Genomic DNA, 23,024 nt, shown 5'->3' on the forward strand with positions numbered 1-23,024 from the left:
AACAGCAAGAGATAAGAGAGTGAGCGATGCCCACTCTCTCTTTTACCCACACTCTCTTTTACAAAAGTCAGTCGCTTTTACAAGGTCAGCTCTAAGCGAATCAATACTTCTTCTGTAATATCGATCACCTCTCCATAACCAATGATTGAGGTGATCTCTTTTTCTAGCGTACGAGCGTGATGAAGACTAATTTGTGCCAACTCATTGAGATCACTGCGCAGCAGCGTAGTGATTGGGTCAAAGACGGGTGCACTGCAAATCCTCAAGATGTAAATTTCACCCATGTGCTGCGCTTTTTGAATGAAATCAATACGCTCTTTAGTGTTTTCAAAATCACTTAATAATTTCGATTGGATTGATTGAATACGCGTGCCAAATTTGATTGCCGCAATATAAACGTCGTGATATTGCGGTATCGCTCCTTCAATGCGCCGCATCGGTTTAGCCAGTAGCGTATTGGTGTGGCCTTTGAATATTGGCTCTAACGTGATGCGATTTTCTTGGCCTAATTTAGCCAGTAACACAAGATGAGGCGGCAAGGGGTAATTTACGCCAATCACTTTAGGGCGTAAATTTGCACCGTGTTTATCAACGAAAATTGGCGAACTTATCATCTTATCAAGCAAAATGTTGTGCAACCCTTCCAGCAAGTTATGACTTGGTAGTACTTCTTCTTTCTGTAACAACTTATCTTGATTGTTTTCTATAATGCTATTGAAAAAAGCGATTGTTTTGATGGTATGTATATTTTCTTCTATCACCAATTGTAGACGCCGACCTTCGGGCCCAATTCGAATGACATTATAGGGAAGGCTATGCAGTGGCAGCTTTTTGTCGTAAAGCTGTAATTCGTGGTAATTGATGGTGACGTTATCGCCTGCTTTCACTGGTAGTGGTGTATCAACAATAATACTTAAACCACGTTTAGATAAATCAACCGTATGGCCAGCCGCATTTACTCCAGAGTCTGAGGTGATGGTTAGCGGTGTCTTGAATTGGTAACGAGGCTCTTTTCTACGCGAGCGAGCATCAAAATAAATGCCTGTAGGTTGACCAATGATCTGCCTTGGATGACGAAATTTATTGAGTTCGCTATTGGGTAAATTGGGTTTGTCAGTCAATAGGTAATCTTTTGCCGAATCCTCATCGCCAATTTCTTGTAAAACGCCACAGTGCGTTAAGTGGCTTGAGCGATCTGACAATTCATGGGCATGAACCGCAAGTTCTTGACGCTCTTCATCCGAGAGTTCAAAGACAAATAAGCGAAACGCTTTCCAACTTTGTCGACGAGCACCAACATGCCAAAACATTTTTCTTTGTTCACGGTTGGCCTCTGGCATCATCATTGAAAAAAAGAGCGTTTTTTCCTGATGTTCATGCTTAAAAGCATAAAGCACATTATTGCTACCCCGCATCCCCGGCTTGGTTAACTGTTCCATCCGCTCTTTATTGAATAACGAACCGAGTGCTTGTTGATTACGCTCGTCGTGCCAGTATTGCCAGATCGGTTGGTTATTTTCAGTCAGCAGCACCAACTTCAATTCACTGCCACTAAAAAACACTGGTAAGTTACAGGTGTGTTTTAAATAGGTGTGCTCGTAACCACGGGTTCGAGCTCGGATTAGTTTATCTTGGTTATCGTGGCGCGCTTTTTGAGTGTTATTTTGCAGCGATTCAGTAATCACTTTTTCGATGATGTTAGTGTCGGAAAGTTTTAGTGTACGCAGAAATTTCACGGCATCGTTATCGTAAGACTCATCAATACCTAAAATACGATATTCAATGGCGTGGTGCAGTCCAACCACTTCTGACGTTTTGTTGAGTTCGGAAAAATAGACTTTGATCACCTCACCGAGCTTGTAGTTAAAAGCGGCGGGAACTTTAAATTTTGCACCCGAAACGGATAGATCAACACTGAGGCCATTGACCAGCTGTTTACTAGGTAGGTGAATCTCAACTTGTGAGGTGACTTTTAAGCGATTTTCTTGACGCTTGAGATCATAACCAAGCTTAATTGGCTCAGCCTCAAAAAACGTACTGCCACCACCGTCTTTTTGTGGGTTTTGGGCACCACGTTGTTGCATCACACGGAAGTTGTTTGGCGTATTGTTTAATGCTTCCCATACACCTTCCGTGTACGCACCAAATTTTTTGACCCCTTTGTGATACGCGTTAAAGGCCACATCGTCGAACCAATGTTTGCGGCCATCTAATTCATATTCTCGGCATTCCCCTTGTACCCGACCTCGCAAGTCAATACTTTTAACACAAGGAGCCATGATGCGATTGAGCTCCATTTTGACCAGTAATTTTGCCGACGGTGATTCATCTTCTGTCATTTGTGAAAGAAGGTATTCAAAATCAGGTAAACGGTAAGCTGGGATCAAACGCTCTGCGATTGATAGAATTTCAGATTGCTGCATACTTTTCTGTTAGAGTGTCCGTCTCAAAGATTAATCGGCATCGTTATCATAATCTTTAGTTATCTGTTGCGAAGGTTCAACCTTTATTTAAACGTAAATCAACCTATATCACTTCATGATTACTTAACAGTTTAATCTTTAAGCTTGAAAAGTATAGGTTACCAACAAGAAACAGGAATTGTTGAGGAAGCATGGCAAAAGCAAAACGCGCCTATGTATGTAATGATTGCGGCGCAGATTTTCCGCGTTGGCAAGGTCAATGTAGTGCTTGTGGTGCATGGAATACTATCACCGAAGTACGCTTGGCAGCATCGCCGCAGGTTGCACGTAATGAGCGACTAGGTGGTTACGCTGGGGCAGTAACGGAATCACAAGTCCAAGTGCTGTCGGATATTAATCTGCAGGAAGTCCCACGGTTTTCTAGCGGCTTTAAAGAGTTGGACCGTGTATTGGGTGGTGGTGTCGTACCCGGCGCGGCGATTTTAATCGGTGGTAACCCTGGCGCTGGGAAATCGACTTTATTACTGCAAACCATGTGTCAGCTCGCGGCGTCAATGCCTGCTTTGTATGTCACGGGTGAAGAATCGCTTCAGCAAGTCGCGATGCGAGCCTCTCGTCTTGGTTTACCTAAAGATAAGCTTAAAATGCTGTCGGAAACCAATGTAGATCGCATTTGCCAAATCGCTGAAAAAGAGCAGCCCCGCATCATGGTCATAGACTCAATTCAAGTGATGCATGTGGCTGATGTCCAATCCTCTCCCGGTACGGTGGCACAAGTGCGCGAGTCTGCGACAACGCTCACACGCTACGCTAAGCAAAACAACGTTGCCGTATTTTTAGTCGGACACGTTACTAAAGACGGTTCTTTGGCTGGTCCAAAAGTGCTAGAGCATATTATTGACTGCTCGGTATTGCTCGACGGAGGGACTGATAGTCGTTTTCGTACATTGCGCAGTCACAAGAACCGATTTGGTGCGGTCAATGAACTCGGCGTTTTTGCCATGACGGGACAGGGCTTGCGTGAAGTGAGTAATCCTTCTGCCATTTTCCTTTCGCGAGGCGAAGAAGATACTTCGGGCAGTTCGGTGATGGTCGTATGGGAAGGAACGCGTCCACTGCTAGTGGAGATCCAAGCACTGGTTGACTATTCACAATTAGCGAACCCAAGGCGAGTCGCCGTTGGGCTTGAGCAAAATCGCTTATCTTTATTGTTGGCAGTGCTTCACAAGCACGGTGGCTTACAAATGTCCGATCAAGATGTGTTTGTTAATGTGGTTGGTGGCGTTAAAGTGACGGAAACAAGCGCCGACTTAGCACTTCTCATGGCACTGCTTTCAAGCTTCAGAGATAAACCACTTGCTAAAGATGTTGTGGTGTTTGGCGAAGTCGGTTTGGCCGGAGAAATTCGGCCAGTACCTAGTGGTCAAGAGCGATTAAATGAAGCATTTAAACATGGTTTTAAGAAAGCAATTATTCCGATGGCGAATATGCCTAAAGGTGGAATACCGGGCATGCAATTGCACGGTGTGAAGAAATTATCTGAAGCAATTGAAGCATTTGATGAGTTATAAATCTTAATTAAACTCGCCTCTTTTACGGTTATGACCTATATTTCACCGACAGTTCGTAACCGTACTATATTTTTTTTCAAGCAAGCGTATGCAAGGGTATCAGTCTTGACAGATTGTGATATACTCTGCGCGCACTTTATACCTTATTAACAGAGTAAGACAATGGCAGATTTATCAAAATACAGAAACATTGGTATTTTCGCGCACGTTGATGCCGGTAAAACCACTACCACTGAGCGTATTCTTAAGCTTACTGGTAAAATCCACCGTACAGGTGAAGTACACGATGGCGCTTCTACCATGGATTTCATGGATCAAGAAGCTGAACGCGGTATCACAATTCAATCAGCAGCGACGACTTGTTTCTGGAAAGATCACCGTTTTAACGTTATCGATACTCCTGGGCACGTTGACTTCACAGTTGAAGTTTACCGTTCTCTGAAAGTTCTTGATGGCGGTGTTGGTGTATTCTGTGGTTCTGGCGGTGTTGAACCTCAGTCAGAAACTAACTGGCGTTACGCGAACGATTCAGAAGTAGCTCGTCTGATCTTCGTAAACAAACTAGACCGTATGGGTGCAGACTTCTTCCGCGTTGTAGGACAAGTGAAGAAAGTTCTTGGCGCAAACCCACTTGTTATGACTCTTCCAATTGGTCGTGAAGACGAATTCGTTGGCGTTGTTGACGTATTAAACCGTCAAGCTTACGTTTGGGATGATTCAGGTCAGCCAGAAAACTACGAAATCAAAGAAATTCCAGCAGACATGGTAGAGCAAGTTGAAGAATACCGTGAAATGCTAATCGAAACTGCAGTAGAGCAAGACGACGAGCTAATGATGGCTTATATGGAAGGCGAAGAGCCAACTATTGAGCAACTAAAAGCTTGTATCCGTAAAGGTACTCGTGAATTAGCGTTCTTCCCTACATTCTGTGGTTCAGCATTCAAAAACAAAGGCATGCAACTTCTACTAGATGCCGTTGTTGATTATCTTCCAGCTCCAGCTGAAGTTGTACCTCAAGATCTGACTGATCCTGAAACAGGTGAGCCTACTGGTAAAGTTGCAACAGTTTCTGTTGACGAACCATTCCGCGCACTTGCATTCAAGATCATGGATGACCGTTTTGGTGCCCTAACGTTTATCCGTATTTATTCTGGTAAACTGAAGAAAGGTGACACCATTCTTAACAGTGCTACTGGTAAGACTGAGCGTATTGGCCGTATGGTTGAGATGCACGCGAACGATCGTAACGAACTTGATTCCGCTCAAGCGGGTGATATCATCGCTATCGTTGGTATGAAAAACGTGAAAACTGGTCACACTCTATGTGATCCTAAACACGAATGTACTCTTGAGCCAATGATTTTCCCAACGCCTGTAATCTCTATCGCTGTTGCTCCTAAAGACAAAGGCGGTTCTGAGAAGCTAGGTATTGCGCTAGGTAAAATGGTTTCAGAAGATCCATCATTCCAAGTTGAGTCTGATGAAGAAACTGGCGAAACCATCCTAAAAGGTATGGGTGAACTTCACCTAGATATCAAAGTTGATATCCTTAAGCGTACACACGGCATTGATCTTATTGTTGGTGCTCCTCAAGTTGCTTACCGTGAAACTATCACTAAAGCAATTGAAGACAGCTATACGCATAAGAAACAGTCTGGTGGTTCTGGTCAGTTCGGTAAGATCGACTACCGTATCAAACCAGGTGAGCCAAATTCAGGTTTCACGTTCAAATCAGTAGTTGTTGGTGGTAACGTACCTAAAGAATTCTGGCCTGCGGTAGAGAAAGGCTTTAAGTCTATGATGGACCAAGGTGTTCTTGCTGGGTTCCCTGTACTAGACGTTGAAGTTGAACTGTTCGACGGTGGCTTCCACGCAGTTGACTCATCTGCAATCGCATTTGAAATCGCAGCGAAAGGTGCATTCCGTCAATCTATGCCTAAAGCTGGCGCTCAACTTCTAGAGCCAATTATGCACGTTGACGTGTTTACTCCAGAAGATCACGTTGGTGATGTTATCGGTGACCTTAACCGTCGTCGTGGCATGATTAAAGATCAAGAAGCTGGCGTAACAGGTGTACGTATTAAAGCGAACGTTCCTCTATCTGAAATGTTTGGTTATATCGGTCACCTACGTACAATGACATCTGGTCGTGGTCAGTTCTCTATGGAGTTCTCACACTACGCTGCATGTCCTGCAAACGTTGCAGAGCAAGTTATTGCTGACGTTAAAGCACGTAAAGAAGCAGATAAGAAGTAATTCTTAAAAGCTAAGCTGAACGTAAAAAGCCCCACCAGTGAAAGCTGGTGGGGCTTTTTTATGTAACAACGAAATAGAAAAGGGCATAAAAACCGATAAAAGCAGAACCGATAAAAGTGGAAACTGCCGGGTGAAGGTAGTTTATACCACTCAATTCATATCGTTTAGTTAGCCCTTAAGGTTGATATAGATTTCTTCCACTTTAATACGTGCCCATTCAGTTTTACGTAAAAACTTCAAGCTTGATTTAATACTCGGATCCTTTTTAAAGCAGTTAATATTGACCATATAGCTGAGCTCTTCCCAGCCATAGTATTCAACGAGCTCCGTGAGTAGTTTTTCTAAAGTGACCCCATGCAGCGGGTTATTATCTTGTGTCATGATCCAATTATTCAATGGCGTTATTTAAGCTAAGTATAGCAGGCACAGGAGTTAAATTAGGACAAAATATTAGGCAATATAGGAGGTTGTTAGTGTGAAAACTTGGTGTATTGGCAGGTTAGAGGCTAAGTCCAACCTGCTCAATTAGAATGGATTACTCTTCCCAAACAACCAGTTGTCCTTTTGGCCAATTGTGCCCCATTTCATGATATTTCTGCTCTAATACATGCCGCTTGATTTTTAAGGTAGGAGTGAGGACACCATTTTCGATTGACCATGGCTCCTTTATCATCAGCACGCCTTTGATTTGCTCATGCGATTCCAATTCCTCATTCATCCGCTTAATGACTTTTTGAGTAGTACGCTCATAACGAACGCGATCAAAATGAGGGAAATTATGTGGAACAACCAGCAAAATAGGGGCGGGAAGCCCTAAGCCAATCAGACACATCATCTCGACTCGAGTGTATTCGAACAGTTTATTTTCGATAGGTACGGGAGCCACAAACTTGCCTTTGGCTGTTTTAAAGGTGTCCTTTTTGCGCCCTTGAATGGTGAGATAACCTTCAGCATCAATAAAACCGATATCGCCAGTATGTAGCCATCCTTCTTTATCAAATGACTCTTGAGTTGCAATGTCATTTTTATAATAGCCAGAAAATAGTCCTTGGCCACGCACCATAATCTCATGATCATTATTAGCGATTTTAAGTTCGATTCCTGGGCCTGCTCGTCCAACCGACCCCAATTTGTCGGCTCTAAACGGGTAGTTCAGGGTGCTATAAGCAAAAGATTCTGTCATGCCCCAAGCTTCGGTAATGTTTAGCCCAATTTGGTGATACCACTCTAATAACGCCGGTGATACGGGAGCCGAGCCACAACCAAGCACACGTGCTTGATCAAGCCCTAAGCCATCAGCAAGTTTCTTCTTAATCAGCGTGCTTACAAAAGGGATCTTTAGCAGAAAATTGAGCTTTTTCTGCGGTAATTTGTCTTGAATGCGTTGCTGAAATAGAGTCCATAACCTTGGTACTGAGATAAAGAGCGTCGGGCGCTGCATTTTGACATCTTCAATAAAGGTGTCTAATGATTCAGGGAAAGCCGTTTGTACCCCACCCATGATGGAAGAGCCAAAAATATAAACACGTTCAGTAATATGAGCTAAAGGGAGGTAGGAAAATAAACGGTCGTTTTCTTGAATGCCAATGTGGTTTATAAGCTGTTGAGCTGACCAGCTAAATGCACCGTAGGTTAGCATAGCCCCTTTCGGCAAGCCTGACGTACCCGATGTATAGACTAAAGACATCAACTTATTGTCATAATGTACAGGGCGTTCTGTGCTTGGCGGATAGTGCTCAATCAATTTTGTAAACAGGTGATCGCAAATGGGAGCTGAATCATAGGGTAGCGCAATACTGATGATATCTGGCAAATGGCTCAATACTTGTTGGGTGGCTTGGCCGTTATCGAGTTTACCCACAATGACTATTTTTGTTTCGCTATGGGTGAGGCAGTATTCGATGGTATCGGCGCCAGCCGTTGGAAAAATGGGAACACTGACAAAGTCGCCGAGCATCATTGCGAGATCACACACAAACCATTCAGCGCAGTTTTTGGAAATGAGTGCAATTTTATCTTGGGGTTTTGCCCCTAGCGCTTGTAGCGCCGAGGCGAGCCTGAGTGCTTTGTCGGCCACTTCAGCATAGGTGTATTCAACAAATTTTCGGTTAATAATTTGTCTTAAATAAACTTGGTTGGGGCGTTCCGCTGCCCATTTCAAGATCATTTCATTCGGTGGTGGGAGAGCACAAGTTGCTTTGCTTAACTCGTTAGGCTGAATCATTCTCTAACTCCATGTTATTGGCAAAAATATTATTATTCTTATGTTAATGTTTTGTTAACTTTAGCATGGTGGAATGGTTAGGTAAAAGAAGATTGTAGCTACTAAACGTTAAAGTTGCGCGCTGGATTCACTTTCTTATTTTGACACTATTAACTCAGAGTGACGTTTATTTCTGTTCAGTTGAATCTATCCTTCGGGTCGATTTCTGGGTGAATATCAATCACATGTTTTAAGTAATCTTGATGATAGCGAAGGGCATTGACACAGTGTTTATCAAGCTTGCCGCTCACGACCATTTTTTCCAGTTCGAGAAGGGCAAAAGGAACAGACCAAGCTTGTTTGTATGGACGATGGCTTGTTAAGGCATCAAAGACGTTGGCAACAGCAATAATGCGTGCCGATATCGGGATATTGTCTTGCATTAGGCCGTAAGGATAGCCACTGCCATCCAAAAACTCATGATGATAAGCGACGATCTCTTTTAATATGGATATGCAAGGGTGATCAGGTGTACCTATGTCATCAATAATTTGATTAATGATTTCAATACCTTTTTCTATGTGGCTATACAGTTGAGCACGCTCTGGTTTATCTAATGAATTTGGGTTAAGTAATAAGCTTGTCGGTAGGGCAAGTTTGCCTATGTCGTGATAGCGCGAAAACTGGATGATGTTATCAATGGTTTCATCATCCAGTTGATAAATGTCAGCAACCTCAGTAGCGATGACTTTGGCATAACAGCTAATACGTTCTTTATGCTCTTTCGATTCCAGTTGATGCTCTGGGGAGCGCGCTTGAGTCAAATTTACAGTCTCTAAAATAGTGTGGACTAAATCGTATTCAGAGCAAACTGCAAAGCGAATCATCTCAATAAAAGGTTCTACATTCTGCCTTACCTGTTCGGTAAACAAATGGCTTTGACACGAGTTGAGGAAAATAAAGCCAATAAATGCTTGCTGGTGGTAAGTCGGAATCGCCAGTGATGAACAATAACCTTGCTCAATTAGCCAGCGAGTATGAGGATAGTCTGGCTTCAATTGGATTGGGATATTTTCAACGCTACGACTCTGGCCATTTTGTGCGCATTGCTTAAGGACTGGAAGCTCAGCAAGTGGAAACTCGTAATGTATAAGCTCGCCCCCGTGAAAGGTGCTGTCGGCGTAGGTTTTCAAATTGTCATGGTGATGGTCGTATAGCGCAAAAGAGATACGGTCAATCTCTGGGACTTTGACTTGCATTCGTTGGTGTATGTTAGCCAGTTGCTTATTGAGTGGACCAACATGTGGAAAATAGGCGTGCTCGCAACCTTTGCTATGCGTATCCATCGCGTGTTCCTCTGCGCTACAGGGTCTCCAAGGTTGAAATGGAGAGGCTCTTCTAATTGATAAGTTTAGAACAGATAAGCGATGCGTGCGTGAAATTTAACTAAAAAATGGGTTATATAACCAAGCAATATGAGGTGGTACTGGAAAGCCGCTGGATGACGCTGAGTCACTAGATAGATACGGCTATTTGACGCCATTTTTAGTCACAAGGCGTATGGCCAATTTCAGTTTAATCCAAGTGCAATACCACTGAGCATAAAGAATATAACCAGCCAGACAATAGGCAGTTTGAGCTGTTTTAGTAGGTAAAAACCGATCAGAACGATCGCCATATCTAGATGATTGCTGACCGAGCTTGTAAATACAGGGTGATATAAGGCTGAGAGCAGCAAACCAACGACGGCGGCGTTAACACCGTTGATTGCTCCTGATACTGATCGATAGTTTGCTAAGGCTTGCCAATTTTTAAGCACGCCGAGCAGTAACAAAAACCCCGGCAAAAAGACGGCAATGGTCGCCAGCGTTGCGCCTAAGATTGGCGCTTGTGGTAGTAGAGCGTAGCCAATGTAAGTGGCGAAGGTAAACATTGGACCAGGAACCGCTTGTGCTGCGGCATATCCTGTTAAAAATAGATCCGGGTCAAGCGCGTCGCCAACCAAATTTTGCAGCAATGGAAGTACGACATGCCCACCGCCAAACACTAAGCTACCCGCTTGATAAAAGTGGTTAAATAGAGCGATTTCAGGCATCAAGTGTGTGGCAAAAGGTAAACCGACCAGTAAGCCAATAAAGAGAGTGAAAGGGATGAAAGCGGGGACAAATGAACGTTCAGTTGCTAAATCTTGACTAGGGAGCCATTTCACTCCGATCAGCGCTGCCGCAATGAGAACTCCGATTTGCGTTCCAATACTGGGTGCAACAATCAGCATCACAGCGGTGGCCACACACAACCCAACAGTTAAGTGATTCTTACAGAAGTTTTTATACATTCCCCATGTGGCATCCGCGACAACCACAACGGCTAGCAGTTTTAAGCCGTGAATCACGTTTTGAAATAAGGGGGCTTGTAGTAATTGGCTGCTGGCGATGGCAAGGGCAACCATGATCAAAACTGAAGGGAGTGTAAAACCAGCAAAAGCGGCGCATCCACCCAGTAAGCCACCACGATGGTACCCTAGTGCAAACCCAACTTGGCTTGAACCTGGCCCTGGCAAAAACTGACTTAAGGCAACGATCTGTGCGTATTCTTTATCTTCAATCCATTTTAATTTTTCAACGAATGTATTGCGGAAATAACCAATGTGAGCGGCTGGCCCGCCAAAGCTTATCCATCCAAGCAGAAAAAAAGTTTTGAAAATAGTAAACATGTGCATAAGCACTCTTAAATAGACGTTGTTTTGCTACTTTAAAAGGATGTTTGAGCAGATTCAAATTTAATCATTAACCATTTGTAAACCGCAGGAAAATGATAGACAGATTGGCATGGGTTAACTGAGTTTAAACTTAGTCCAAACCTTAGATCGCCAACGCCTAAACATGATGATGCCTCTGAACCATTCATCCACCGAAATGGCCACCCATGCACCCATAACTCCCCATCCCCAATGTAGGCCAAATAAGTAAGTTAAACCTGCGCCAAAAGTCCACATGCTTAATATGCCCATCTGCACTGGAAAGCGAATGTCTCCTGCGCCTTTGAGTGCGGCAATAAAAATTAGGTTAAACGTGCGCCCGGCTTCCATTGCAATGGAGCCAGCAATTAACCCTGCGACCAAGGCCGTTATCTCAGGATCAGAAGTGAAGAGGGCGATGATGTCAGCGCGCAGTAGATAAATTGAGATCGTCAATGTGCTGGAGACGAGAAAGCCAACCACAAAATATTGTTGAACTTTAGTCAGAATCTCATCCACCCAACCTTTACCAATGTAGTAGCTAGTTTGAATTTGCCCGGCTTGCCCAAGAGCCACTGAGAATGCAAAGGCGAGACGGGCAATATTTTGCGCATAAGTAAACGCGGCCAGTGAAGCCGTGCCCATTTTTACAACGAAAAAAATCACCGTCAGTTGCATCATGTTATAGGAAAGAATCTCTCCCGCATTCATCATGCCGATCTTGATGATCTTCTGGTATAGCGGCTTCGGGATGATTTTCCACTCTTTCACCGGTAGTGATATGTGGTAGTACTTAACGGTGTAGTACAGCAAAATAGTGCTGACAATTTGGCTGAACACTGTTGATATCGCAACCCCTTGTACACCGTAGACGGGCAGTCCAAAGGGTTGAAAAATAGCAATATAGTTACCGATGATATTCAATAATCCGGCAAATAAATTAATGAACATCGGCGCTTTGGAGTAGCCGTTACTGCGCAAAATCGTCGCCAGTACAATGCCGATGGTAACGTTTACTGTAAAGCTGCCACTGATAACCAGATATTCATAGCCATATTGTGCAACCTGCGCTTCTAGGCCGTAGGCATTCATGACTGAATTAGCGCTCAAATAAGCGGCTAAACTGAGCGATGAGCCAATGATTAATCCAAGCAGTAAACTGGCCACCCCAACATGTGCCGATTCACTTTGGCGGCCAGAGCCATTGTATTGCCCAATTAGGATCCCAGTACCACTGCTGACCATCATTGAGACAATCAGCAAGAAAAAATTGATTTGAGTGATAACCCCAACCGCTGATACAGCCTTGTCTGAATAACTACTCAGCATAAACACATCACTGGTGTTAATCGCCGTCCGTAATAAAATCTCAATAAAGATCGGCCAAGTCAAAGTGACGATATTCATTCGGTTATTCAGTTCTACACGGCTTTGGGTCATGGGCTAAAACTCAGCAAGGTAAGTCGAACTAGAGAAGATGATGGTGCAAGGTGGTGGGCTGCAAAATATCTCACTAGAGCCTACCTGTGCGTATTGTATACGTAATTTAAATAAAATCAGTTAAGTGAAGGGAATTGTTTTAGAGTTTTCGTGGAAACGTTTACATTGTGGTGTTTTGATCACAGATTGAAAGCGAGTAAGGCTGTTAGACTTTTTCAAGAGCGAGAATCAACCTCTATCGGTATCCCAATAGGAGAGTATGGTGAAAGTATTAGTGACGGGCGGCATGGGCTATATCGGAAGTCATACCTGTGTACAAATGATACAAGCGGGTATCGACCCCATTATCGTTGACAACTTATCTAACGCGAAGATTGAAGTATTAAGCCGTATCCATGCACTGACAGATAAAACGCCCGTGTTTTATCATGGTGATATCCGTGATGAGGCCTTTCTCGATAAGGTATTTTCTGAACATAATATTGATGCTGTGATTCATTTCGCAGGTTTAAAAGCCGTCGGTGAATCCGTGATAAAACCGCTCGAATATTATGACAATAACGTCAATGGTTCGTTGGTGCTAGCGCGCAGTATGCGTAAAGCTGGAGTGAAAAGTATTGTATTCAGTTCATCGGCGACAGTGTATGGCGATCCTGAAATCGTGCCGATAACTGAAGATTCTCCAACCGGATCAACCACCAATCCTTACGGTCGTAGCAAATATATGGTTGAGCAGTGCCTGTCGGATTTAGTGGTTGCTGAGCCAGATTGGAGCGTGACCTTACTGCGTTACTTCAACCCTGTGGGGGCTCACCCTTCTGGCACTATGGGCGAAGACCCGCAAGGTGTGCCGAATAATCTGATGCCGTTTATTGCCCAAGTTGCGGTAGGTCGCCGCGAGAAGTTATCCATATTTGGTAGCGACTACCCCACACCGGATGGTACGGGTGTGCGTGATTACATTCATGTTATGGATCTAGCCGATGGCCATTTGGCCGCTTTAAATACGGTTGCGATGAAAGCGGGAAGGCATATTTACAACCTTGGATCGGGTAACGGATCGAGTGTGTTAGAGATAGTTTCAGCCTTTGCTCAAGCAAGTGGTGTTCCTATTGCTTATGAGATTTGCTCACGACGCTCGGGTGATATTGCCGAGTGTTGGGCTAGTACCACAAAAGCGGAGCGAGATCTGGCTTGGAAGGCGACGCGCAGTATCAATGAAATGGCTGCTGATACATGGCATTGGCAATCCAATAACCCGCAAGGGTACTAGTTTTTATCCGGCGTGACGCGCCGGACTATCAAATAGCATAATTGAGTAAGCAATATGTCGAATGTTGAATTTAACCCAGTGGATCATCCACATCGTCGCTACAACCCACTCACGGGGCAGTGGATTTTAGTCTCACCACATCGCGCCAAACGTCCTTGGAGCGGGGCTGATGAAAAGCCAGCGGTAGATGAACTGCCAAGTTATGATGAGAAGTGTTTTCTTTGTCCGACAAACGCGCGCATCTCAGGTGATGCCAACCCAGACTACCGAGGTACATACGTATTCAACAACGACTTCGCAGCACTGATGGTAGATTCGCCAGATGCACCGAAGTCCGATAGCCCTCTATTCAAAACTCAAGGTGTGCGTGGTTTGAGCCGAGTGATTTGTTTCTCTCCAGATCACAGCAAAACTCTGCCAGAGTTACCCGTGGGCAACATTCGCAGCGTGATTGATACGTGGAACGATCAAATCGAAGAGTTAGGTAAAGAGTACGTTTGGGTGCAAGCATTTGAGAACAAAGGCGAAACCATGGGTTGTTCCCAGCCTCACCCACACGGCCAAATTTGGGCTAATAGCTTCTTACCCAATGAAATTGAACGCAAGGAGCACAACCTAAAAGCGTATTACCAACAACAGGGTAGTAACCTGCTGGTGGATTATGTGCAAGCTGAGCTGAAAGATGGCTCACGCATTGTGCTGGAAACAGAGCATTGGGTGGCTGTTGTGCCTTACTGGGCTGCATGGCCATTTGAAACCATGTTGCTGCCAAAAACGCATATCCGTCGCATGAGTGAGTTGAGTGATGCGCAACGTGACGATCTCGCCGTTGCGATTAAAAAACTGACCAGCCGTTACGACAACCTGTTCCAATGTTCTTTCCCTTATTCTATGGGCTGGCATTACGCGCCTTTCTTTGAAGAGGGTACGAACATTGACCATTGGCAACTGCATGCACTGTTCTACCCACCACTACTGCGCAGTGCCTCGATTCGTAAGTTTATGGTGGGTTATGAAATGTTGGCTGAAAGCCAACGAGATTTAACCGCAGAACAAGCGGTGCAGCGTCTGCGCGAGCTAAGTGATGTTCACTACAAAGAGCAGTAACGTCATCTGTGCAGTTGTAGCCTTGTTGCTGCGTAAACGCACCCTAAGAACATAGGTAATCTATGTTCATTGGCTGAATTTACTTATCACCTCGCTGCGCCTCCAACGACTTGGGCTTAACAAAGTTTTTTTCATAGCGCTAAGTGGTTAATGGGAAATGAAAACCAGTTTATGAGTTTAGGAATGCAAATGTTTGATTTAATCCAAAATGTGAAAGCGTCTTTTGAGCAAGTGTTGGGCTACGCGCCTAGCTATATCATCCAAGCGCCAGGCCGTGTAAATTTGATTGGTGAGCACACCGACTATAACGACGGTTTTGTGCTCCCCTGCGCAATTAACTATCAAACCGTGGTAGCGGCTGCCAAGCGTGAAGATAATTTAGTCCGCATCGTATCTGTTGATTATGGCAATGCACTTGATGAGTTTGACCTCACCCAAGAGATTACTTTCCAACAAGACAAAATGTGGGCGAACTACATTCGCGGCGTGGTGAAATGTTTGCTTGCGCGTGGGTACTCGTTTACCGGGGCGGATATTACTGTCAGCGGTAATGTTCCACAGGGAGCGGGGCTTAGCTCTTCGGCTGCGCTTGAGGTCGTGATCGGTCAAACTTTTAAAGAACTTTATCAACTGGATATTTCTCAAGCGGAAATTGCACTAAATGGTCAACAGGCCGAGAACGAATTTGTCGGCTGTAATTGCGGTATTATGGATCAAATGATTTCGGCGCAAGGTCGTGAAAACCACGCGCTACTTTTAGATTGCCGTAGCCTAGAAACACAAGCGGTTTCAATGCCAGAAGAGATGGCAGTCGTGATCGTCAACTCCAATAAAAAACGCGGCTTGGTGGATAGCGAATACAACACCCGCCGTCAGCAGTGTGAAGAGGCTGCGCGTATTTTTGGCGTCAAAGCGCTGCGTGATGTAAGCATTGAACAGTTTAACCAAAAAGTTTCTGAGCTTGATGAGTTGGTGGCTAAACGTGCTCGTCACATCATTACTGAAAATGACCGTACTGTTGAAGCGGCCCAAGCGCTGCGAGCCCACGACATGAAGCGCATGGGCGAGCTGATGGCCCAATCACACGCATCGATGCGTGATGATTTCGAAATTACGGTCAAAGAGATTGATACCTTGGTTGATATCATCAAAGAAGTGATTGGTGACCAAGGCGGTGTGCGTATGACTGGGGGCGGCTTTGGTGGCTGTATTGTGGCACTTGTCCCACCGACATTGGTTGATGCAGTGAAAGCGGCTGTCGATGAGAAATATGAAGTGGCGACTGGCCTGAAAGCGTCGATTTACGTCTGCCAAGCAAAAAAGGGAGCTGGTCTAGTGGAGGCTTGCTGTACATCTTCACTTGTTCACACTATGGCTCAGCAAGTGGCCTATGATGGCCGCCCTGCACAACTTGTTAGTTTGACTAACCGCATTGGTAGCCGCGTAGTATTAATGGATATTGGCGCGACATGGCTCAGTTGTGAGTTGGCGCTTAAGGATGGGGAACGCAGAGAAGTTCTGTTGGGTGTTTCCACCATGAGCGACTTCCAGCAGCAACAAAGCTATATGGGCGTCACTGTGGGCCGTTATGCCAACCGGATCGCTAAAGGCCAATTTGAATTAAATGATCAACGCTATCAAGTGACGACCAACCAAGCTGGAAATAGTTTGCATGGCGGTCTTGAAGGGTTAGATCAGCGTCGTTGGACTACTGCTCACAAAAGTGCTCAACAGGTGACGTTTTCAATCCATTCATCGGATGGTGACCAAGGTTTTCCCGGTAATGTTGACATTGCCGTGAGCTATGAACTGAACGATCAGAATCAATTGATCCTCCGCTATTTAGCGACCACAGATAAACCAACGCCGCTTAATTTAACCAACCACGCCTATTTTAATTTGCTAGGCGCAGAGAGTGATCATACGATTTTAGATCATTCACTCTTTATAAAAGCCGATCAATTTTTACCCACAGATCCACATGGAATCCCATTGTCAGGGCCAAAATCTGTCATCGACACGGGCTTTGATTTTCGCGTTGCAAAATCAATAGGTCGTGACTTACTCAAAGATGAGCAGCAACAAGCAAGCAAAGGGTATGACCACAGTTATTTATTGCCTGATAAAACTGATTTAACCGTGTGCGCCGCGCAACTTAAGTCACCAGATGCAAAGGTAACCATGAGCGTATTTACGACTAAGCCTGCCATACAACTTTATAGTGGAAACTGGCTATCGGGGACGCCCAATCGGCGCGGTGGGGTTTATCAAGGCTATGCGGGGGTCGCATTAGAAACTCAATACTTGCCGGATGCTCCCAATCATGCCGAATGGCAGCAACCCAGCTGTATTACTCTGCCAGGGCAAGAATATACTCATACCACCATTTACCAATTTGACGTTTAAGGTGGGTGCGTCGCTTAGATGTTGAGTATTGATGCCCAAAGTGGCGAGTGAAAGTGTAACCTGAGTGCGTCAGATTTTTTCTACCGAACCTCGACGCACCAAAGTCGGTGAGAAAATCATCGGTTCTTTTTCTATCGTTTCGCCACGGGCTAATTGGAGTGCCAGTTTAGCGGCTTTTTCAGCCATCATCTCGATTGGGTAGCGGATGGTGGTCAGCCTTGGGCGAATGTAGCGTGCGATCAACGCATCATCAAAGCCGATCACTGAAATTTGCTCAGGGCTTTTTACACCATTCTCCTCAAGCACATTTAACGCGCCCGCTGCCATATTGTCGTTGTAGGCGACCACGGCAGTCATGTCGATCGAACGGATCAGCAAGTGAGTCATCGCTTGCTCGCCACCTTCGCTGTGTGGTTCGGCCAACTCGATGTAATTAGGAGCGATTTCAATACCGTGATCTTTCAATGCGGCTTGATAACCAGCTACGCGATCTGTAGCGTCTTCAATCGAATGAGAAGAGCCAATACAAGCGATTTTTTTATGACCGTGGCGGATTAAAAATTCAGTCGCCAAATAAGCACCTTTGTAGTTATCCAATGAGATGCAGCGGTTAGCCAGTTGCGGGATATGACGGTTGATCAATACCATCGATTTCACTTCGGCGGCGTAGTCGATCAATTCTTGATCCGATAAACCTTTCGAGTGAATCACCAAAGCGTCACAACGGCTGTTGATCAACAGTTCAATCGCTTGGCGCTCTTCTTCAGCACGGTGATAACCATTGCCAATCAACAGATGCTTGCCATTGTCATGAGCCACATTATCGACCGCTTTCACGAGCATGCCAAAAAAAGGATCGGAAACGTCACTGACTAGCACGCCTATGGTGTCGGTACTTTGGCTGACTAAAGCTCGTGCGGCGGCGTTAGGCCGATAACCAAGTAAACTCATTGCGGCGGTGACCGCTTCAATCGATGTTTTACTCGCTTTAGGGGATTTATTGATGACTCGTGAAACCGTTGCCACTGACACACCTGCTTCGCGAGCTACATCTTTTATGGTAGCCATATTACACCTCTTGCTATTGCTCGCTGTATTTAACAATGGTGGTGTAAATAAGGCAAACGAACAATGCAATCAATGTGATAATTACGACTTTCTATACAGGTAAATCAAGGCTTCTAATTAATGTAAACGTTTAAAATTGGAATAAAAGCTAAGGCGCTAACGGACCGTAGCCATCAGCTCATCAATGATCGCATGATGACAGGGTTCTACCCCTGCTAAATTACCGTATTTCGGCGCGAGGCGATCGTTAATCAGCGGATGTTGCCAGCCAACCGTGTGCTCGACAAAATGGCGCGCAAAGGTTTCTGAAAACTCTAAACAACCAGCCAGCACGGTATCGACATAGGTTTGTACGATAGGGCTTCGCTCGCAGGGAGGCTCTGGTGCCTCTTTGACATAAACCCAAATCGGCCATTGAAGGTTAAAAGCGTCATTACTCTCGATTTGATTAGCGTTGAGGGGCACTCGCTCATAACCACGTTCTCGACGGTCAAATTCTGCCAAAGCGGTTTCATCGATCTCCAGCAGTACCCCGTTGACTTGCCCTTGTCCTTCATTCACCACCAAAGGTGACAATATGTAGCTCTTATCAATTTTTCCCCAGTAACGAACTAAACCATGCGCGACCACGGGAATAGCTCTTCCTGTTTGCCCTGTTAACTGGCGAGAAGCGGAGTTGATTAAGCTGCCATAACCAAAAATATACATCATCAGTGAATTACGACTCCTTGTTGAAAAAACGTAACCGATGCAAAATCCAAAACTCTAAACCAAAAATACCAACCAGTGCGATGCAAAAGAGAGCAAAAGCAACGGGGGATTCAGTACCGGGAATACCGCCGACATTAACCCCAAGTAAGCCAGTTAAAAAGCTTGTGGGTAGGAAGATCGCCGCAATCACCGAGAATAAATAGGTGTTTTGGTTCATCTTCTCTGCATGATATTGACGCAATTCCCCTTTGATCAGTTCGAGCTCACCAAGGTAAAAATCGAGGGTTTCATTAATGCGCGTGATGGTGTTAACGCTGTGGCGCAGACGCAAGTTTCTATCATTTGCCAGCGAGACTTTGGAATCACTGAAATCATCGATGGCGTATTGCTGAGGTTTGATAAAACGTTTGATTTTGAGCAGCGCTTTATGCGTCTGCATCAGCTCGTCACTGAGTTCAATTTCGTTATCGTATTGGGTGACTTTCGCTTCAATGCTGTTTAAGTAGTTATCGATGTTTTTGTTTAAACCATCAATGATCTGCACGAGTACATCTGAAAGAGTTTGCGGGCCTTGCCCGGCCTGCAGTAGGTCACGGATTACATTGACGGCTTTTGACGGGATTTTTCGGGTTGAAAACAGCGCGCCATTGAAATAGAGAATGCGAACGCTCAACATATCTTCTGGGTTGGCGTTGTCGTTCATGTTGACGCCACGCAAAATCAGTAAAAAGTTATCATCATCGTATTGTTCAAACAGTGGGCGAGTGTCCTCTGCTAAGAGGCTGTCGACAATTGAAGTGGGGATCTGATACTGCAGCAACCACTCTTTTAAACCGGGAATATCGCGTTGGCAGTGATACCAATTCCCTGCTTCAATCAGTGAAGCACTATTGAGTTTTTGCTGCGGAGCGGATGCAGAAAAATGCCACTGGTCGATCAAAAATTCCATGAATATCCTTATCACTTGCTCCTCAATGACTCTGCATTGAGGAGCAGTAGATTATACCAATTGAGATCAGAAACCGCGCATTTGAATACGGCGCAGAAACTCAGTCATGATCCTATCGTAAAGAAGATCGCCTAAAAACGCATCCTCAACTTGGTGATCAATACTAGGGTTATCGTTCACTTCGATTACGTAAACTTGGCCATCAATCTCTTTCAAGTCAACGCCGTACAGGCCACTGCCGATAAGGTTTGACGCTTTTAAGGCAACATCAACCACGTTTTTAGGTACTTGTTTTAAATCCAAGGTTTCAAAGCCGCCAGAAGAGACTCGGCCACTGTTGTGGTGTTGATAAATTTGCCAGTGGCCGCGGCTCATCATGTATTTGCAGGCGAAGATGGCTTGGCGGTTCATTACACCGATGCGCCAGTCAAAGTCAGTTGGCATGAAGGCTTGTGCCAAAATCAGAGCACTTTTTTCAAACAGTGCGCCGGCTTCGCGTTCCAGCTCTTGCTCGTCGCGTACTTTGACCACGCCACGTGAAAATGCGCCATCTGGAATTTTTAATACCATGGGAAAGCTCAACTCCTGCATGACATTGCTTTTCCATTGCTCATCAAAACTTTGCAAAATCACGCCTTTTGGCGCAGGCACTTTGTTGCGTTGCAACAACTCAGTTAAGAACACTTTATTGGTGCATTTCATGATCGATTCAGAATCATCCATCACCACCAAGCCCATTTTCTCAGCCGTTTTTGCAAAGCGGTAAGTGTAATTACTGATGTTCGTGGTGGCGCGAATAAACAAGCCATCAAATTCACCCAAACGCGATAAGTCATCCGGTGAAATGGTTTCTAGGTTAACCCCTAAACGGTTTGCGGCGCGGCGAAAACGTTTTAATGCTGAGGGATCAGAAGGTGGCATTTTCTCTTCTTCGTCCACCAGCATGGCAATATCGTAACGGTATTTTTTCTCTTGCTTCGGTTTACGCCAAACTTTGGTTGAAAACAGCTCTAATGATTCGACGAAGAAATCTTGCTCTTGGTCGTTCAAATCTTGGAATGGGAAAGGGCCAATTTTGCTGATTTGCCACTGCCCTTGAACGCGGTTCATTTCCAACTCAATAACGGGCACCATAAACTGTTCAAACAGGCGGCGAGCCAGTTTATCCAAGCCTTTTTCTGCGGTGCGGCCAAAATAAATTTTGCACTGTATAAAATCGGTTTGGGCGCACAGTTTATTGAGTTTCAATAAGCCAGAAGAGAGTAAAAAGGGTTGATTGATGTCGTTGATTGCCATCACTCGAGGGATAACGCGGTGGCCGCGTGCCTCTGCCATCAGCGAGCAGTAATAGCCGCTGCTCATGTAGCCATAATCGCGACACAGGTTGACCACTTGCAGGCTGCGATGAGTATGGGTGCCATTACTGTTGAGGTATTGGTCTACACTTACCACTTGCTCTGAGGGGAAATATTGTTGCCAGTCACTGGACTGGTCGGTCACGATCAAAAGGTTTGCCATTGCTATTCTTTTCCTTAATCAATAGGAATAATATTGAGCCGCAATCTTGCCAACCACTTAAGGACGTCGTATGGACTTTCGTCTTGCGAAAAGTGCTGATCTCACTGCTCTTAATGCGTTAGAACAACAGCTGTTTGACGGAGATAAAATCTCTCCACGTCAAATGAAGCGTTTTTTACATTCCAACCAAGCGGTGTTGTTTGTGGCCGATTCCGGCACAGAGCTGGCTGGATATGCATTGCTACTATTTCATCAAGGTACACAGCTATCAAGGTTGTATTCGATTGCCGTAAAACCTGATTTCAGAGGCCGGAGGATTGCTCAAAATTTGGTCGAGCAATGCGAGCGTGCTGCTCTTGATCAAGGTGCCACTACATTACGATTAGAAGTGCGTGAAGACAATACGGCAGCGATAAATTTATATGAAAAAATGGGCTATAAAACCCTGAAATTTCTTATCCATTATTACGATGATTTGTGTAATGGACGCCGGATGCAAAAACGCTTGTCGCCACAAGGGCCTAAGGTGCAATTGCCAATGCCACTTTATGTTCAGACTACGCCATTTACTTGCGGTGCGGCATGTTTGCTGATGAGCTTTTCTTGCTTGTCTAAATCGTTTGAGCCGAGTCGCACCGCTGAGCTGCAACTGTGGCGAGAAGCAACAACGATTTTTATGGCGGCAGGGCACGGTGGGTGCAGCGGCCAAGGGTTGGCATTGGCTGCTAGTCGACGCGGTTATCATGTGGAGCTGTGGAGCCAATCCAAAAGCACGCCTTTTATTGATAGCGTGCGAGATGCCAATAAAAAACAAGTTATCGAATTGGTTCATCTTGATTTTTGTGAGCAGCTTAGTCATCAAGATGTGGCGATGATTGATGCACCACCGAGTCAAGAGCAACTAGAAGCGTGGGTGACGGAAGGGGCATGTGTGCTGCTACTCATCAGCACTTATCGTTTCGATGGTAAGAAAGAGCCGCATTGGATCGTACTCAGTGGTATGAGCGATAAATTCTTCTTCATTCACGATCCTCATGCAGAAACAGAAGCGGATGCGATGGCTTCGGCTTTCATTCCGGTCGGCAAAAAAGCGCTGTCACAAATCATCGGTTTTGGTAAACAAAAACAGACGGCTTGTGTGGTGATTAGCCCGAACCGCAGTGCTATGCGTGTAACCACTGCTATTGGTGTAACCACTGGTTAAGATAGAGTTTAAGTGAATTCATTGAGTCATAATGACTGTTTTTTCTTGAGTTGTTATGACTCTTTTTTTGAGTGATATTTTTTATTTTATTGTTTTTATTGGGTATTTTTATTGGCTTAAATTGTGCTTGTGGTGTTGGTCGTCTGTCATGATATCCA

Annotated in this window: 16 protein-coding genes and 1 pseudogene; 7 read left to right on the top strand and 10 right to left on the bottom strand. The window is 44.9% G+C overall.

All coding sequences use genetic code 11. From position 1 onward, the window contains the following. Positions 1-77: 77 nt before the first annotated feature. Positions 78-2,423, bottom strand: a complete 2,346-nt coding sequence (locus tag AACQ75_RS02685) for a PilZ domain-containing protein (protein ID WP_170889443.1) — start codon at positions 2,421-2,423, stop codon at positions 78-80. Positions 2,424-2,614: 191 nt separating this feature from the next. Here AACQ75_RS02685 and radA point away from each other — a divergent pair, with 191 nt between their 5' ends. Together radA and fusA are read left to right on the top strand one after the other, a co-directional pair. Beyond that, on the top strand, positions 2,615-3,994 hold the full coding sequence (gene radA / locus AACQ75_RS02690) for a DNA repair protein RadA (protein ID WP_013856131.1): 1,380 nt from the start codon (positions 2,615-2,617) through the stop codon (positions 3,992-3,994). Positions 3,995-4,156: 162 nt separating this feature from the next. Continuing rightward, complete coding sequence (fusA, locus tag AACQ75_RS02695) at positions 4,157-6,250, top strand: elongation factor G (RefSeq protein WP_017043055.1); 2,094 nt, start codon at positions 4,157-4,159, stop codon at positions 6,248-6,250. A gap of 168 nt (positions 6,251-6,418) precedes the next feature. Here the strand turns inward: fusA and AACQ75_RS02700 are convergent, their stop codons facing one another. From AACQ75_RS02700 to AACQ75_RS02720, 5 genes are all read right to left on the bottom strand, one after another. Then, complete coding sequence (locus tag AACQ75_RS02700; protein WP_017046551.1) at positions 6,419-6,631, bottom strand: VF530 family protein; 213 nt, start codon at positions 6,629-6,631, stop codon at positions 6,419-6,421. Positions 6,632-6,785: 154 nt separating this feature from the next. After that, positions 6,786-8,474: an AMP-binding protein gene (locus tag AACQ75_RS02705; RefSeq protein WP_017047484.1), complete on the bottom strand. Its 1,689-nt coding sequence runs from the start codon at positions 8,472-8,474 to the stop codon at positions 6,786-6,788. 176 nt (positions 8,475-8,650) lie between these two features. Continuing rightward, a complete protein-coding gene (locus AACQ75_RS02710) occupies positions 8,651-9,799 on the bottom strand; it encodes an HD-GYP domain-containing protein (RefSeq protein WP_017047485.1) in 1,149 nt (382 codons plus the stop codon). Positions 9,800-10,023: 224 nt separating this feature from the next. Next, positions 10,024-11,172, bottom strand: a complete 1,149-nt coding sequence (gene chrA, locus AACQ75_RS02715) for a chromate efflux transporter (protein WP_170889444.1) — start codon at positions 11,170-11,172, stop codon at positions 10,024-10,026. Positions 11,173-11,286: 114 nt separating this feature from the next. Further along, on the bottom strand, positions 11,287-12,597 hold the full coding sequence (locus AACQ75_RS02720) for an MATE family efflux transporter (RefSeq protein ID WP_017046555.1): 1,311 nt from the start codon (positions 12,595-12,597) through the stop codon (positions 11,287-11,289). Positions 12,598-12,889: 292 nt separating this feature from the next. Here AACQ75_RS02720 and galE point away from each other — a divergent pair, with 292 nt between their 5' ends. From galE to galM, 4 genes and pseudogenes are all read left to right on the top strand, one after another. Continuing rightward, the gene (galE, locus tag AACQ75_RS02725; RefSeq protein WP_064625843.1) at positions 12,890-13,903 is read left to right on the top strand and encodes a UDP-glucose 4-epimerase GalE; all 1,014 of its coding nucleotides are present in this window, start codon (positions 12,890-12,892) and stop codon (positions 13,901-13,903) included. A 54-nt stretch (positions 13,904-13,957) separates the two neighbouring features. Then, positions 13,958-15,010 (top strand): UDP-glucose--hexose-1-phosphate uridylyltransferase, encoded by a 1,053-nt coding sequence (locus AACQ75_RS02730; protein ID WP_170889445.1) that lies wholly within the window; start codon positions 13,958-13,960, stop codon positions 15,008-15,010. Positions 15,011-15,199: 189 nt separating this feature from the next. Beyond that, positions 15,200-16,351, top strand: a pseudogene (gene galK / locus AACQ75_RS02735) (galactokinase); the annotation flags it as partial. A gap of 30 nt (positions 16,352-16,381) precedes the next feature. Next, a complete protein-coding gene (gene galM, locus AACQ75_RS02740; protein WP_249339394.1) occupies positions 16,382-17,416 on the top strand; it encodes a galactose-1-epimerase in 1,035 nt (344 codons plus the stop codon). 69 nt (positions 17,417-17,485) lie between these two features. On the opposite strand, the gene AACQ75_RS02745 is transcribed toward galM, so the two are convergent. The 4 genes from AACQ75_RS02745 to AACQ75_RS02760 all read right to left on the bottom strand — a co-directional run bounded on the left by AACQ75_RS02745 (position 17,486) and on the right by AACQ75_RS02760 (position 21,662). Continuing rightward, on the bottom strand, positions 17,486-18,484 hold the full coding sequence (locus AACQ75_RS02745; RefSeq protein WP_170889447.1) for a substrate-binding domain-containing protein: 999 nt from the start codon (positions 18,482-18,484) through the stop codon (positions 17,486-17,488). Positions 18,485-18,640: 156 nt separating this feature from the next. Next, a complete protein-coding gene (locus AACQ75_RS02750; RefSeq protein ID WP_170889459.1) occupies positions 18,641-19,192 on the bottom strand; it encodes a gamma-glutamylcyclotransferase family protein in 552 nt (183 codons plus the stop codon). Positions 19,193-19,202: 10 nt separating this feature from the next. Beyond that, on the bottom strand, positions 19,203-20,144 hold the full coding sequence (locus tag AACQ75_RS02755) for a zinc transporter ZntB (protein ID WP_170889448.1): 942 nt from the start codon (positions 20,142-20,144) through the stop codon (positions 19,203-19,205). A 66-nt stretch (positions 20,145-20,210) separates the two neighbouring features. Next, positions 20,211-21,662, bottom strand: coding sequence for a RimK family protein (locus tag AACQ75_RS02760; RefSeq protein WP_017046561.1), 1,452 nt, complete (start codon positions 21,660-21,662; stop codon positions 20,211-20,213). Between the two features lie 70 nt (positions 21,663-21,732). Between AACQ75_RS02760 and AACQ75_RS02765 the strand changes: the two genes are divergently transcribed. Continuing rightward, a complete protein-coding gene (locus AACQ75_RS02765; protein WP_170889449.1) occupies positions 21,733-22,866 on the top strand; it encodes a GNAT family N-acetyltransferase/peptidase C39 family protein in 1,134 nt (377 codons plus the stop codon). Positions 22,867-23,024 lie beyond the last annotated feature (158 nt).

This window comes from Vibrio sp. B1-2 (genome assembly GCF_963888445.1).
GTDB classification, from domain to species: domain Bacteria; phylum Pseudomonadota; class Gammaproteobacteria; order Enterobacterales; family Vibrionaceae; genus Vibrio; species Vibrio anguillarum.

Excerpts from the sequence above, each read along its gene's own strand:
- AACQ75_RS02760 (WP_017046561.1), bottom strand. The coding sequence starts at position 21,662 with ATGGCAAACCTTTTGATCGTGACCGACCAGTCCAGTGACTGGCAACAA.
- AACQ75_RS02710 (WP_017047485.1), bottom strand. The coding sequence starts at position 9,799 with ATGGATACGCATAGCAAAGGTTGCGAGCACGCCTATTTTCCACATGTT.
- galM (WP_249339394.1), top strand. The coding sequence starts at position 16,382 with ATGGCTCAGCAAGTGGCCTATGATGGCCGCCCTGCACAACTTGTTAGT.
- fusA (WP_017043055.1), top strand. The coding sequence starts at position 4,157 with ATGGCAGATTTATCAAAATACAGAAACATTGGTATTTTCGCGCACGTT.
- AACQ75_RS02720 (WP_017046555.1), bottom strand. The coding sequence starts at position 12,597 with ATGAATATCGTCACTTTGACTTGGCCGATCTTTATTGAGATTTTATTA.
- AACQ75_RS02745 (WP_170889447.1), bottom strand. The coding sequence starts at position 18,484 with ATGGCTACCATAAAAGATGTAGCTCGCGAAGCAGGTGTGTCAGTGGCA.
- chrA (WP_170889444.1), bottom strand. The coding sequence starts at position 11,172 with ATGCACATGTTTACTATTTTCAAAACTTTTTTTCTGCTTGGATGGATA.
- AACQ75_RS02730 (WP_170889445.1), top strand. The coding sequence starts at position 13,958 with ATGTCGAATGTTGAATTTAACCCAGTGGATCATCCACATCGTCGCTAC.
- AACQ75_RS02685 (WP_170889443.1), bottom strand. The coding sequence starts at position 2,423 with ATGCAGCAATCTGAAATTCTATCAATCGCAGAGCGTTTGATCCCAGCT.
- AACQ75_RS02750 (WP_170889459.1), bottom strand. The coding sequence starts at position 19,192 with ATGTATATTTTTGGTTATGGCAGCTTAATCAACTCCGCTTCTCGCCAG.
- AACQ75_RS02700 (WP_017046551.1), bottom strand. The coding sequence starts at position 6,631 with ATGACACAAGATAATAACCCGCTGCATGGGGTCACTTTAGAAAAACTA.
- radA (WP_013856131.1), top strand. The coding sequence starts at position 2,615 with ATGGCAAAAGCAAAACGCGCCTATGTATGTAATGATTGCGGCGCAGAT.
- AACQ75_RS02755 (WP_170889448.1), bottom strand. The coding sequence starts at position 20,144 with ATGGAATTTTTGATCGACCAGTGGCATTTTTCTGCATCCGCTCCGCAG.
- AACQ75_RS02765 (WP_170889449.1), top strand. The coding sequence starts at position 21,733 with ATGGACTTTCGTCTTGCGAAAAGTGCTGATCTCACTGCTCTTAATGCG.
- AACQ75_RS02705 (WP_017047484.1), bottom strand. The coding sequence starts at position 8,474 with ATGATTCAGCCTAACGAGTTAAGCAAAGCAACTTGTGCTCTCCCACCA.
- galE (WP_064625843.1), top strand. The coding sequence starts at position 12,890 with ATGGTGAAAGTATTAGTGACGGGCGGCATGGGCTATATCGGAAGTCAT.